Source organism: Glutamicibacter sp. B1 (genome assembly GCF_039602135.1).
Lineage (GTDB): Bacteria > Actinomycetota > Actinomycetes > Actinomycetales > Micrococcaceae > Glutamicibacter > Glutamicibacter ectropisis.
On record NZ_CP125942.1, the window covers coordinates 113,050 to 127,709 of the forward strand.

Below are 14,660 nucleotides of genomic sequence, written 5' to 3' on the forward strand. Positions count from 1 at the left end.
GATTTGTAACATCGTGAAAACCTCTGTATAGTTTTTATCTGTTGCCGGAACGGAAACAACACGGAATCTACGAGTTGTTTACCTGGCAGCCAATCACTTTTCACCGAAAGGTTTCACCGGTTTTGACCGGGTCACGAAACATGGTAGGGTAGAAAAGTTGCTCCGGAGCGAAGCAGTCACTGGTTTTGTGGTGGTTGTGGTGTCGAGAGTGTTTGTTGTTTGAGAACTCAATAGTGTGCCAAGTTTGTTGATACCGAATTATTTTTATTTGGTGAATACATAACATTTGCTTGAGGCATTACACCCCCGTGTAGTGTTCTTGAGTGTTTTTTATTCGCCAGGATTTTTTCATTGATTCTCCCTTATTTTCCGAGGGGTTTCGGTGGCTTTTTGTTTTTTATGGAGAGTTTGATCCTGGCTCAGGATGAACGCTGGCGGCGTGCTTAACACATGCAAGTCGAACGATGAAGCCCTGCTTGCAGGGTGGATTAGTGGCGAACGGGTGAGTAACACGTGAGTAACCTGCCCCCGACTTTGGGATAAGCCCGGGAAACTGGGTCTAATACCGGATATGACTTCTTACCGCATGGTGGGTTGTTGAAAGATTTATCGGTGGGGGATGGACTCGCGGCCTATCAGCTTGTTGGTGAGGTAATGGCTCACCAAGGCGACGACGGGTAGCCGGCCTGAGAGGGTGACCGGCCACACTGGGACTGAGACACGGCCCAGACTCCTACGGGAGGCAGCAGTGGGGAATATTGCACAATGGGCGCAAGCCTGATGCAGCGACGCCGCGTGAGGGATGACGGCCTTCGGGTTGTAAACCTCTTTCAGTAGGGAAGAAGCGAGAGTGACGGTACCTGCAGAAGAAGCGCCGGCTAACTACGTGCCAGCAGCCGCGGTAATACGTAGGGCGCAAGCGTTATCCGGATTTATTGGGCGTAAAGAGCTCGTAGGCGGTTTGTCGCGTCTGCCGTGAAAGTCCGAGGCTCAACCTCGGATCTGCGGTGGGTACGGGCAGACTAGAGTGATGTAGGGGAGACTGGAATTCCTGGTGTAGCGGTGAAATGCGCAGATATCAGGAGGAACACCGATGGCGAAGGCAGGTCTCTGGGCATTTACTGACGCTGAGGAGCGAAAGCATGGGGAGCGAACAGGATTAGATACCCTGGTAGTCCATGCCGTAAACGTTGGGCACTAGGTGTGGGGGACATTCCACGTTTTCCGCGCCGTAGCTAACGCATTAAGTGCCCCGCCTGGGGAGTACGGCCGCAAGGCTAAAACTCAAAGGAATTGACGGGGGCCCGCACAAGCGGCGGAGCATGCGGATTAATTCGATGCAACGCGAAGAACCTTACCAAGGCTTGACATGTGCCAGACCGGATCAGAGATGGTCTTTCCCTTCGGGGCTGGTTCACAGGTGGTGCATGGTTGTCGTCAGCTCGTGTCGTGAGATGTTGGGTTAAGTCCCGCAACGAGCGCAACCCTCGTTCCATGTTGCCAGCACGTAGTGGTGGGGACTCATGGGAGACTGCCGGGGTCAACTCGGAGGAAGGTGGGGATGACGTCAAATCATCATGCCCCTTATGTCTTGGGCTTCACGCATGCTACAATGGCCGGTACAATGGGTTGCGATACTGTGAGGTGGAGCTAATCCCTAAAAGCCGGTCTCAGTTCGGATTGGGGTCTGCAACTCGACCCCATGAAGTCGGAGTCGCTAGTAATCGCAGATCAGCAACGCTGCGGTGAATACGTTCCCGGGCCTTGTACACACCGCCCGTCAAGTCACGAAAGTTGGTAACACCCGAAGCCGATGGCCTAACCACCTTGTGTGGGGGGAGTCGTCGAAGGTGGGACTGGCGATTGGGACTAAGTCGTAACAAGGTAGCCGTACCGGAAGGTGCGGCTGGATCACCTCCTTTCTAAGGAGCTAACCATTTTTTGGTTGCCCATGTCTGTGCACGAGTGTTGTACGGGTGGGTTGCTCATGGGTGGAATATCAATGAACTCAGTACTGGAAAGCATGCATGCCTGATCAGTCCTTTATATGGGGGTTGTGTGGTGTGTGTGGGGTACTGGCTGTGGCTGCATGGTGTTTGTGTGCTGTTAGTACGCACTGGTGATGATGGTCCTCTTGGGGGTTGTTGTTGGTGGTGTTGGAACGTGGTGTGTGAGTGGTGTGTGGTTTGTATGGTTTGGCATGCTGTTGGGTTTTGAGGCAACAAGCCTCTAATACCGTGGTGATGATCCTTTGGGGTTGTTGTTGTGGTGTTGGGGTTCTTGGTGTTTCGGTGTTTGTCCTGTGTTTGCTGCGGTGATGTCCTGGTGGATTGATACTGGCCTTTGGGTTGGTGTTGGTTTGGGGTGTTGTTGTGGGGGTGTGGGGTTGTTGTTTGGGAACTGTATAGTGAACGCGAGCATCTTGCAGATGAGATGAGTCTGATGATCCTTTTCCTGGGGTTGTTGGGTGTTTGAGTCTTGTCTGTGTGATTTTGTTAGATTGTTTTATTGCTCAATTATTTTTGGGAACTTTGATTTTGTGTTGAAGTTTTTAAGGGCGCACGGTGGATGCCTTGGCATCAAGAGCCGATGAAGGACGTGGGAATCTGCGATAAGCCTGGTGGAGTCGATAACCGGACGTTGAGACCAGGATTTCCGAATGGGGGAACCCCGCACCATGTTATGTGGTGTGACCTGCAGCTGAATGTATAGGCTGTGTGGAGGGAACGCGGGGAAGTGAAACATCTCAGTACCCGCAGGAAGAGAAAACAATAGTGATTCCGTTAGTAGTGGCGAGCGAACGCGGATGGGGCTAAACCGGTTGGTGTGTGATAGCGGATAGGCGTTGCATCATCGGGGTTGTGGGGTCAACATGTACCAGTGCTATCTTGCTGGTGGGATGAGGTGCAGGCGTATAGGTGAATCGGTTGGAATGCCGGACCATAGAGGGTGATAGTCCCGTAGGTGTAATGCGTGTCTGCCGTTCTAGTGTTGATACCCGAGTAGCACGGGGCCCGTGAAACCTTGTGTGAATCTGCCAGGACCACCTGGTAAGCCTGAATACTACTTGATGACCGATAGTGAATCAGTACCGTGAGGGAATGGTGAAAAGTACCCCGGGAGGGGAGTGAAATAGTACCTGAAACCGTGTGCTTACAATCCGTTAGAGCAGCCACTTGTGGTTGTGATGGCGTGCCTTTTGAAGAATGAGCCTGCGAGTTAGTGCTGTGTCGCGAGGTTAACCCGTGTGGGGTAGCCGTAGCGAAAGCGAGTCTGAATAGGGCGTTTGAGTGGCACGGTCTAGACCCGAAGCGAAGTGATCTACCCATGGCCAGGTTGAAGCGCGTGTAAGAGCGTGTGGAGGACCGAACCCACTTCAGTTGAAAATGGAGGGGATGAGCTGTGGGTAGGGGTGAAAGGCCAATCAAACTTCGTGATAGCTGGTTCTCCCCGAAATGCATTTAGGTGCAGCGTTACGTGTTTCTTGCTGGAGGTAGAGCTACTGGATAGGCGATGGGCCCTACAAGGTTACTGACCTTAGCCAAACTCCGAATGCCGGTAAGTGAGAGCGTAGCAGTGAGACTGTGGGGGATAAGCTTCATAGTCGAGAGGGAAACAGCCCAGAACGCCAACTAAGGCCCCTAAGCGTGTGCTAAGTGGAAAAGGATGTGGAGTTGCTGTGACAACCAGGAGGTTGGCTTAGAAGCAGCCACCCTTGAAAGAGTGCGTAATAGCTCACTGGTCAAGTGATTCCGCGCCGATAATGTAGCGGGGCTCAAGCACACCGCCGAAGTTGCGTCATTCAAATATTAACCCGGTTTCGATTGGGTGTTTGGATGGGTAGGGGAGCGTCGTATAGCGGGTGAAGTCGCGGTGGAAACCAGCGGTGGACGCTATACGAGTGAGAATGCAGGCATGAGTAGCGAATGACGGGTGAGAAACCCGTCCGCCGAATGATCAAGGGTTCCAGGGTTAAGCTAATCTGCCCTGGGTTAGTCGGGGCCTAAGGCGAGGCCGACAGGCGTAGTCGATGGATAACGGGTTGATATTCCCGTACCGGCGAAGGACCGCCCATACTGAGCTGTGGATGCTAACCATGACGGATCATGGCGTGATGACCTTCGGGTTGTTTGTTGTGTGGTGTTGTGGGAACCGATGCAGTGAGGTCAGCGTATTAACAGGTGTGACGCAGGAAGGTAGCCGAGCCAGGCAATGGAATTGACCTGGTCCAAGGGTGTAGGAAGAGTGGTTGGCAAATCCGCCACTCATGTTTCTGAGACCTGATAGGCGCCCCATTTGTGGGGTGATTCGGTGATCCTATGCTGCCTAGAAAAGCATCGGCGTGAGGTCCCAGTCCGCCCGTACCCCAAACCGACACAGGTGATCAGGTAGAGAATACTAAGGCGATCGAGAGAATCATGGTTAAGGAACTCGGCAAAATGCCCCCGTAACTTCGGAAGAAGGGGGGCCTGCCTCGTGATCAGCTCTTGCAGTTGTGAGCGGGTGTGGGCCGCAGAGACCAGGGGGAAGCGACTGTTTACTAAAAACACAGGTCCGTGCGAAGTCGCAAGACGATGTATACGGACTGACTCCTGCCCGGTGCTGGAAGGTTAAGAGGACTGGTTAGCAGTAATGCGAAGCTGAGAATTTAAGCCCCAGTAAACGGCGGTGGTAACTATAACCATCCTAAGGTAGCGAAATTCCTTGTCGGGTAAGTTCCGACCTGCACGAATGGAGTAACGACTTCCCCGCTGTCTCAACCATGAACTCGGCGAAATTGCAGTACGAGTAAAGATGCTCGTTACGCGCAGCAGGACGGAAAGACCCCGAGACCTTTACTATAGTTTGGTATTGGTGTTCGGTGCAGCTTGTGTAGGATAGGTGGGAGACTTTGAAGCTTGGACGCTAGTTCAGGTGGAGTCATCGTTGAAATACCACTCTGGCTGTATCGGTCACCTAACTTCGGACCATGATCTGGTTCAGGGACAGTGCCTGATGGGTAGTTTAACTGGGGCGGTTGCCTCCTAAAATGTAACGGAGGCGCCCAAAGGTTCCCTCAGCCTGGTTGGCAATCAGGTGTTGAGTGTAAGTGCACAAGGGAGCTTGACTGTGAGAGTGACAGCTCGAGCAGGGACGAAAGTCGGGACTAGTGATCCGGCGGCACCTCGTGGAAGGGCCGTCGCTCAACGGATAAAAGGTACCTCGGGGATAACAGGCTGATCTTGCCCAAGAGTCCATATCGACGGCATGGTTTGGCACCTCGATGTCGGCTCGTCGCATCCTGGGGCTGGAGTAGGTCCCAAGGGTTGGGCTGTTCGCCCATTAAAGCGGTACGCGAGCTGGGTTTAGAACGTCGTGAGACAGTTCGGTCCCTATCCGCTGCGCGCGTTGGAAATTTGAGAAGGGCTGTCCTTAGTACGAGAGGACCGGGACGGACTAACCTCTGGTGTGTCAGTTGTACTGCCAAGTGCATCGCTGATTAGCTACGTTGGGAAGGGATAACCGCTGAAAGCATCTAAGCGGGAAGCCTGCTTCGAGATGAGATTTCCATGCACTATTGTGTGTGAGGCCCCCAGCTAGACCACTGGGTTGATAGGCAGGATGTGGAAGCAAGGACTGAAGACTTGTGTAGCTGACCTGTACTAATAGGCCGATGACTTTCAACACAACTATAAAACAATAATTTGCTAGCAAAGTTAGTATGCTGTTCGCGTTCACTATGCGGTTACGAGACAACAACCTCGAACCATAAAAACATGAGATAAGTTTTAACACCGGAAACATGACCAAGAGTAATGGTTTGTGTGCTTCGTGATTGTTACGGCGGTCATAGCGTGGGGGAAACGCCCGGTCCCATACCGAACCCGGAAGCTAAGGCCCATTGCGCCGATGGTACTGCACTCGTGAGGGTGTGGGAGAGTAGGTCACCGCCGGACTTAACCTAAAGAATATGGTTTGAGGCCCTGGACACTATGGTGTTCAGGGCCTCACCTGTTTAAGCAACACGGCCGGGAAGTTCAGTACTAGTGCTGCCGGCCTGCTGGAAGAGAATACAAAGACAGCCGCCAGTAGTGGCTTGCCTGGTACTGAGATGTGTTTCTTGGGGTCTCACTCTTCCATTTCTTTCACCATCCCTCTCCGTGTCTAGTGAGAGGGAATCTGTCTCAATGAGTGCTGCCGTCTACAGCTGCCGCTCCTTGGTGCATGATCATGAAATATTGGCGAGAGCCTGTGTCACGAGCCGACTGTTCCTCAACCGGCAATCTATTGCTGGTTTTCCTATTAGGGGCTTTTGAGGCACTGTTATCGCACCATTCCGGTAAATTCTTGCCGAATTTGCAATTCTCATGAATGATAGGGATCAGAAAGCAACAGATCGGCGAAATGCTGCCGGAAGAGGATCGTTTATGAATTCAGCGTCGGAGCTGGGAGCCACTTTGCAGCGAACCCGGAAGAGCCACGGGTTGACGCAAGAACAATTGGCGGAACTGGCGGGTATTTCTGAACGTACCTTACGTTCTATAGAACGTGGTGCAGGAAATCCTTCCATCGAGGCAGTACTCTCGGTGGTTGATGTACTGGGCCTGCGAATCGTCGTGACCGAATGACGGTATCACTCCAAGAACTTAAGTTAGTCACTCAAGCTGACGTCTATTGCAATGAAAACCTAGCAGGGCATCTAACGAGACAGCCTGACGGAAGCGTCGCATTCAAATACGACGAGAACTATCGCGCCGATGGCGGTTCAGCGATTGCTACTTCTTTGCCGGCTATCGATGAACTGTACGTTGGACCGGGCGGCGCACTGCCGTCGTTCTTCTCTGGGTTATTGCCGGAAGGCCACAGGCTTACCGTCCTCAAGGACGCTACGAAGACCAGTCTCTCAGATGAACTCACACTGTTGATGGCAGTTGGGTCGGATACTCCTGGCAATGTCCGTGTTGTCCCAGCGGGCTCGAAGTTGGAGGCGACTCCTGTAGTTGCAGAATTCTCTAGGACATCGGAGCTCGACTTCTCTGTGCTCTCCAGAACCCTAGACCGCCATGCGATCCCAGGCGTTCAAGACAAGATCAGCGCAACTATGCTGACTACGCCAGTGGAATTCAAAAACAATGCCTACTTGCTAAAGCTTGACCCTCGAGATCATCCGCATCTGGTGGTTAACGAAGCACTGCATCTTAGAGCAGCAACAGCACTCAAACTGCCAGTGGCCAATAGCAAGCTAGTCACCGATTCAAAAGGGATCCCGGGGCTACTGGTCGAGCGGTTTGATCGTATACCTGGTGCCGGGCCAGAGAATTCTATGATTCGTTTCCCCTTGGAAGATGCCATGCAGGTGCTGAACCTGCCGCCAGCAAGTAAATACGCCGTAACTACGGAACAAGTTATCCAAGCTCTAGCAGCGCAGTGTCAGGCTCCGGTATTGGCCAAACGCAATCTATATATTCAGTTCGTCTTTGCGTGGTTGACTGGCAACGGCGACTTGCATGGAAAGAACATTTCGATTCTCGCCAACGGCCAGGGACGTTTCAGCATTGCGCCTATGTACGACATTCCTTGTACCCTGCTCTACGGTGATGACACTATGGCGCTGACCGTCGCAGGAAAAGCGAAGAACCTGAAGGCCAAACACTGGGCGGAACTTGCAGGAGAGCTTGGACTAGCCAAGCGCGCTACGCAGTCCGCTAACCAGCTAGCCTTGAAAGCCGCTCTGTCTGTGAAGCTCGAGGAGCTACCTTTTGAGGGGTCGCCGCTTCGCGGTACAGAACGGGAACTACGATTCCGTCGGATGGAGCTGGAATAGCTGGGTAATGAGCCGGCCTCAGCTCACTAGTATGGTGAACGCGCTTAGCTGATTGTCTTGGCTCTTCTTCGCTTGTCCTTTGAGTCCAGTGACCCATGATGGGTATACACGGAATCCCCGCTTACCTGGTGCAGAGGCTGAAGCGAAGATGCCCAGTTGTTCGAGGTGCTGTTGTGTGAAACGGAAGACGCCAAACTGATCTGCGTCCTCGATGAAGACCAATACGCCTTGCACTCCCTCCTCGGATTCAAATGGCGCGGTCGTTCCATTCTTGTCACGTCGCCATAGGGCGACGAAACCACCTGGCTTGGTTGGAGTGATCCTTGCAGTCCTGATTCGCCATAGTTGATCGCCGATCTCGGTTACACCGGATTGGTAATCGCTCTGTTGCTCATCGGCAACCACCTCACCGTGATGTTCTTCCATGAGGTGGCAATAGCGATCTAATGCTGTGTAGGTCAATGCACTCTTCCTGGTTGTTCTCATTCATCATGAATGACAGTGTTTATATAGGTGCGCACCATGCATCGACCTGAAGCTCAGCAGTGGCGCTGCTTCTTACGGTATCTAGTCTCGGCACCTACAAAGAAACGTGTATCTTCTCGAGCGACGGACTGTGCTGGCCTAGATGATGCCGCTGGGCCCCTTGCGTTGCTTCAGTTCTCTGAAGGCGTCCCATACCCAGCAGTGTTTGATTGCGCTGATGAGTCTTGTCCCCGAACGATAGTCAGAAGGAGAGATGTCTATCTTCTTGCGGTAGGGCAGCATCGTGGCGCAGTCTTCACTGTACGAGTATGTGAACTGCGCAAGCGAGCCCTCTGTTAAATTGGCGAAGTTGAGTGATCATGTGCAGCATGTAGCGGTAAATAACTATCATCTGCTTAGCCTCTTGCTGATAATTGCCACTGGTTAATGAGCGACATGTAGATTCGAAACAACCGTGCAGAAATTAAGTGTGCACGGTCACCCAGAAAAACAAGGTCCCCGATTTGCACCACCCCCAAAACCTGTGTATAGTTTTTCCTTGTCGCCGAGAGCAAAACGGAACAAATAACCGGATGCAAATCGGAGGCAAAACCCCAGAAAATCAACGGTTTTACACAGGTCACTGTGGAAGAATCATTGAAGAATGGGAACCAAGAATACTGATTCAAATCACAAACAATTGATTTGACTTTCAGAAATTCACGGTGATAAGATTTGAATATAACGCTGGACGATATTACCGCCTGAAATGGTGGGTAAAGAACCGGTAAGTGTTTGTTGTTTGAGAACTCAATAGTGTGCCAAGTTTGTTGATACCGAATTATTTTTATTTGGTGAATACATAACATTTGCTTGAGGCATTACACCCCCGTGTAGTGTTCTTGAGTGTTTTTTATTCGCCAGGATTTTTTCATTGATTCTCCCTTATTTTCCGAGGGGTTTCGGTGGCTTTTTGTTTTTTATGGAGAGTTTGATCCTGGCTCAGGATGAACGCTGGCGGCGTGCTTAACACATGCAAGTCGAACGATGAAGCCCTGCTTGCAGGGTGGATTAGTGGCGAACGGGTGAGTAACACGTGAGTAACCTGCCCCCGACTTTGGGATAAGCCCGGGAAACTGGGTCTAATACCGGATATGACTTCTTACCGCATGGTGGGTTGTTGAAAGATTTATCGGTGGGGGATGGACTCGCGGCCTATCAGCTTGTTGGTGAGGTAATGGCTCACCAAGGCGACGACGGGTAGCCGGCCTGAGAGGGTGACCGGCCACACTGGGACTGAGACACGGCCCAGACTCCTACGGGAGGCAGCAGTGGGGAATATTGCACAATGGGCGCAAGCCTGATGCAGCGACGCCGCGTGAGGGATGACGGCCTTCGGGTTGTAAACCTCTTTCAGTAGGGAAGAAGCGAGAGTGACGGTACCTGCAGAAGAAGCGCCGGCTAACTACGTGCCAGCAGCCGCGGTAATACGTAGGGCGCAAGCGTTATCCGGATTTATTGGGCGTAAAGAGCTCGTAGGCGGTTTGTCGCGTCTGCCGTGAAAGTCCGAGGCTCAACCTCGGATCTGCGGTGGGTACGGGCAGACTAGAGTGATGTAGGGGAGACTGGAATTCCTGGTGTAGCGGTGAAATGCGCAGATATCAGGAGGAACACCGATGGCGAAGGCAGGTCTCTGGGCATTTACTGACGCTGAGGAGCGAAAGCATGGGGAGCGAACAGGATTAGATACCCTGGTAGTCCATGCCGTAAACGTTGGGCACTAGGTGTGGGGGACATTCCACGTTTTCCGCGCCGTAGCTAACGCATTAAGTGCCCCGCCTGGGGAGTACGGCCGCAAGGCTAAAACTCAAAGGAATTGACGGGGGCCCGCACAAGCGGCGGAGCATGCGGATTAATTCGATGCAACGCGAAGAACCTTACCAAGGCTTGACATGTGCCAGACCGGATCAGAGATGGTCTTTCCCTTCGGGGCTGGTTCACAGGTGGTGCATGGTTGTCGTCAGCTCGTGTCGTGAGATGTTGGGTTAAGTCCCGCAACGAGCGCAACCCTCGTTCCATGTTGCCAGCACGTAGTGGTGGGGACTCATGGGAGACTGCCGGGGTCAACTCGGAGGAAGGTGGGGATGACGTCAAATCATCATGCCCCTTATGTCTTGGGCTTCACGCATGCTACAATGGCCGGTACAATGGGTTGCGATACTGTGAGGTGGAGCTAATCCCTAAAAGCCGGTCTCAGTTCGGATTGGGGTCTGCAACTCGACCCCATGAAGTCGGAGTCGCTAGTAATCGCAGATCAGCAACGCTGCGGTGAATACGTTCCCGGGCCTTGTACACACCGCCCGTCAAGTCACGAAAGTTGGTAACACCCGAAGCCGATGGCCTAACCACCTTGTGTGGGGGGAGTCGTCGAAGGTGGGACTGGCGATTGGGACTAAGTCGTAACAAGGTAGCCGTACCGGAAGGTGCGGCTGGATCACCTCCTTTCTAAGGAGCTAACCATTTTTTGGTTGCCCATGTCTGTGCACGAGTGTTGTACGGGTGGGTTGCTCATGGGTGGAATATCAATGAACTCAGTACTGGAAAGCATGCATGCCTGATCAGTCCTTTATATGGGGGTTGTGTGGTGTGTGTGGGGTACTGGCTGTGGCTGCATGGTGTTTGTGTGCTGTTAGTACGCACTGGTGATGATGGTCCTCTTGGGGGTTGTTGTTGGTGGTGTTGGAACGTGGTGTGTGAGTGGTGTGTGGTTTGTATGGTTTGGCATGCTGTTGGGTTTTGAGGCAACAAGCCTCTAATACCGTGGTGATGATCCTTTGGGGTTGTTGTTGTGGTGTTGGGGTTCTTGGTGTTTCGGTGTTTGTCCTGTGTTTGCTGCGGTGATGTCCTGGTGGATTGATACTGGCCTTTGGGTTGGTGTTGGTTTGGGGTGTTGTTGTGGGGGTGTGGGGTTGTTGTTTGGGAACTGTATAGTGAACGCGAGCATCTTGCAGATGAGATGAGTCTGATGATCCTTTTCCTGGGGTTGTTGGGTGTTTGAGTCTTGTCTGTGTGATTTTGTTAGATTGTTTTATTGCTCAATTATTTTTGGGAACTTTGATTTTGTGTTGAAGTTTTTAAGGGCGCACGGTGGATGCCTTGGCATCAAGAGCCGATGAAGGACGTGGGAATCTGCGATAAGCCTGGTGGAGTCGATAACCGGACGTTGAGACCAGGATTTCCGAATGGGGGAACCCCGCACCATGTTATGTGGTGTGACCTGCAGCTGAATGTATAGGCTGTGTGGAGGGAACGCGGGGAAGTGAAACATCTCAGTACCCGCAGGAAGAGAAAACAATAGTGATTCCGTTAGTAGTGGCGAGCGAACGCGGATGGGGCTAAACCGGTTGGTGTGTGATAGCGGATAGGCGTTGCATCATCGGGGTTGTGGGGTCAACATGTACCAGTGCTATCTTGCTGGTGGGATGAGGTGCAGGCGTATAGGTGAATCGGTTGGAATGCCGGACCATAGAGGGTGATAGTCCCGTAGGTGTAATGCGTGTCTGCCGTTCTAGTGTTGATACCCGAGTAGCACGGGGCCCGTGAAACCTTGTGTGAATCTGCCAGGACCACCTGGTAAGCCTGAATACTACTTGATGACCGATAGTGAATCAGTACCGTGAGGGAATGGTGAAAAGTACCCCGGGAGGGGAGTGAAATAGTACCTGAAACCGTGTGCTTACAATCCGTTAGAGCAGCCACTTGTGGTTGTGATGGCGTGCCTTTTGAAGAATGAGCCTGCGAGTTAGTGCTGTGTCGCGAGGTTAACCCGTGTGGGGTAGCCGTAGCGAAAGCGAGTCTGAATAGGGCGTTTGAGTGGCACGGTCTAGACCCGAAGCGAAGTGATCTACCCATGGCCAGGTTGAAGCGCGTGTAAGAGCGTGTGGAGGACCGAACCCACTTCAGTTGAAAATGGAGGGGATGAGCTGTGGGTAGGGGTGAAAGGCCAATCAAACTTCGTGATAGCTGGTTCTCCCCGAAATGCATTTAGGTGCAGCGTTACGTGTTTCTTGCTGGAGGTAGAGCTACTGGATAGGCGATGGGCCCTACAAGGTTACTGACCTTAGCCAAACTCCGAATGCCGGTAAGTGAGAGCGTAGCAGTGAGACTGTGGGGGATAAGCTTCATAGTCGAGAGGGAAACAGCCCAGAACGCCAACTAAGGCCCCTAAGCGTGTGCTAAGTGGAAAAGGATGTGGAGTTGCTGTGACAACCAGGAGGTTGGCTTAGAAGCAGCCACCCTTGAAAGAGTGCGTAATAGCTCACTGGTCAAGTGATTCCGCGCCGATAATGTAGCGGGGCTCAAGCACACCGCCGAAGTTGCGTCATTCAAATATTAACCCGGTTTCGATTGGGTGTTTGGATGGGTAGGGGAGCGTCGTATAGCGGGTGAAGTCGCGGTGGAAACCAGCGGTGGACGCTATACGAGTGAGAATGCAGGCATGAGTAGCGAATGACGGGTGAGAAACCCGTCCGCCGAATGATCAAGGGTTCCAGGGTTAAGCTAATCTGCCCTGGGTTAGTCGGGGCCTAAGGCGAGGCCGACAGGCGTAGTCGATGGATAACGGGTTGATATTCCCGTACCGGCGAAGGACCGCCCATACTGAGCTGTGGATGCTAACCATGACGGATCATGGCGTGATGACCTTCGGGTTGTTTGTTGTGTGGTGTTGTGGGAACCGATGCAGTGAGGTCAGCGTATTAACAGGTGTGACGCAGGAAGGTAGCCGAGCCAGGCAATGGAATTGACCTGGTCCAAGGGTGTAGGAAGAGTGGTTGGCAAATCCGCCACTCATGTTTCTGAGACCTGATAGGCGCCCCATTTGTGGGGTGATTCGGTGATCCTATGCTGCCTAGAAAAAGCATCGGCGTGAGGTCCCAGTCCGCCCGTACCCCAAACCGACACAGGTGATCAGGTAGAGAATACTAAGGCGATCGAGAGAATCATGGTTAAGGAACTCGGCAAAATGCCCCCGTAACTTCGGAAGAAGGGGGGCCTGCCTCGTGATCAGCTCTTGCAGTTGTGAGCGGGTGTGGGCCGCAGAGACCAGGGGGAAGCGACTGTTTACTAAAAACACAGGTCCGTGCGAAGTCGCAAGACGATGTATACGGACTGACTCCTGCCCGGTGCTGGAAGGTTAAGAGGACTGGTTAGCAGTAATGCGAAGCTGAGAATTTAAGCCCCAGTAAACGGCGGTGGTAACTATAACCATCCTAAGGTAGCGAAATTCCTTGTCGGGTAAGTTCCGACCTGCACGAATGGAGTAACGACTTCCCCGCTGTCTCAACCATGAACTCGGCGAAATTGCAGTACGAGTAAAGATGCTCGTTACGCGCAGCAGGACGGAAAGACCCCGAGACCTTTACTATAGTTTGGTATTGGTGTTCGGTGCAGCTTGTGTAGGATAGGTGGGAGACTTTGAAGCTTGGACGCTAGTTCAGGTGGAGTCATCGTTGAAATACCACTCTGGCTGTATCGGTCACCTAACTTCGGACCATGATCTGGTTCAGGGACAGTGCCTGATGGGTAGTTTAACTGGGGCGGTTGCCTCCTAAAATGTAACGGAGGCGCCCAAAGGTTCCCTCAGCCTGGTTGGCAATCAGGTGTTGAGTGTAAGTGCACAAGGGAGCTTGACTGTGAGAGTGACAGCTCGAGCAGGGACGAAAGTCGGGACTAGTGATCCGGCGGCACCTCGTGGAAGGGCCGTCGCTCAACGGATAAAAGGTACCTCGGGGATAACAGGCTGATCTTGCCCAAGAGTCCATATCGACGGCATGGTTTGGCACCTCGATGTCGGCTCGTCGCATCCTGGGGCTGGAGTAGGTCCCAAGGGTTGGGCTGTTCGCCCATTAAAGCGGTACGCGAGCTGGGTTTAGAACGTCGTGAGACAGTTCGGTCCCTATCCGCTGCGCGCGTTGGAAATTTGAGAAGGGCTGTCCTTAGTACGAGAGGACCGGGACGGACTAACCTCTGGTGTGTCAGTTGTACTGCCAAGTGCATCGCTGATTAGCTACGTTGGGAAGGGATAACCGCTGAAAGCATCTAAGCGGGAAGCCTGCTTCGAGATGAGATTTCCATGCACTATTGTGTGTGAGGCCCCCAGCTAGACCACTGGGTTGATAGGCAGGATGTGGAAGCAAGGACTGAAGACTTGTGTAGCTGACCTGTACTAATAGGCCGATGACTTTCAACACAACTATAAAACAATAATTTGCTAGCAAAGTTAGTATGCTGTTCGCGTTCACTATGCGGTTACGAGACAACAACCTCGAACCATAAAAACATGAGATAAGTTTTAACACCGGAAACATGACCAAGAGTAATGGTTTGTGTG

General features: G+C 52.5%; 3 protein-coding genes and 5 rRNA genes. 7 read left to right on the forward strand and 1 reads right to left on the reverse strand.

Annotated elements, in window-relative coordinates; genetic code table 11:
* The first annotated feature begins 396 nt into the window (after positions 1–396).
* From QMQ05_RS00545 to QMQ05_RS00565, 5 genes are all read left to right on the forward strand, one after another.
* A 16S ribosomal RNA gene (locus QMQ05_RS00545) occupies positions 397–1,922 on the forward strand.
* Between the two features lie 619 nt (positions 1,923–2,541).
* Positions 2,542–5,667 (forward strand): 23S ribosomal RNA (locus tag QMQ05_RS00550).
* Between the two features lie 152 nt (positions 5,668–5,819).
* Positions 5,820–5,936: ribosomal RNA gene (gene rrf / locus QMQ05_RS00555) — 5S ribosomal RNA — on the forward strand.
* The 16S, 23S and 5S rRNA genes sit together here, the layout of an rRNA operon.
* Before the next feature lie 471 nt (positions 5,937–6,407).
* Complete coding sequence (locus tag QMQ05_RS00560; RefSeq protein WP_345472133.1) at positions 6,408–6,608, forward strand: helix-turn-helix transcriptional regulator; 201 nt, start codon at positions 6,408–6,410, stop codon at positions 6,606–6,608.
* The gene (locus QMQ05_RS00565) at positions 6,605–7,804 is read left to right on the forward strand and encodes a type II toxin-antitoxin system HipA family toxin (protein ID WP_345472134.1); all 1,200 of its coding nucleotides are present in this window, start codon (positions 6,605–6,607) and stop codon (positions 7,802–7,804) included. Before QMQ05_RS00560 ends, QMQ05_RS00565 begins: the two co-directional genes overlap by 4 nt.
* 18 nt (positions 7,805–7,822) lie before the next feature.
* On the opposite strand, the gene QMQ05_RS00570 is transcribed toward QMQ05_RS00565, so the two are convergent.
* Positions 7,823–8,266 (reverse strand): MepB family protein, encoded by a 444-nt coding sequence (locus QMQ05_RS00570; protein WP_345472135.1) that lies wholly within the window; start codon positions 8,264–8,266, stop codon positions 7,823–7,825.
* Positions 8,267–9,248: 982 nt separating this feature from the next.
* On the opposite strand from QMQ05_RS00570, the gene QMQ05_RS00575 reads away from it, so the two are divergent.
* Positions 9,249–10,774: ribosomal RNA gene (locus QMQ05_RS00575) — 16S ribosomal RNA — on the forward strand.
* Between the two features lie 619 nt (positions 10,775–11,393).
* Positions 11,394–14,520: ribosomal RNA gene (locus QMQ05_RS00580) — 23S ribosomal RNA — on the forward strand.
* The last annotated feature ends 140 nt before the right edge of the window (positions 14,521–14,660 follow it).

Bases quoted from the DNA above. Each gene is read 5' to 3' on its own strand.
- QMQ05_RS00560 (WP_345472133.1), top strand. From the start codon at position 6,408: ATGAATTCAGCGTCGGAGCTGGGAGCCACTTTGCAGCGAACCCGGAAG.
- QMQ05_RS00565 (WP_345472134.1), top strand. From the start codon at position 6,605: ATGACGGTATCACTCCAAGAACTTAAGTTAGTCACTCAAGCTGACGTC.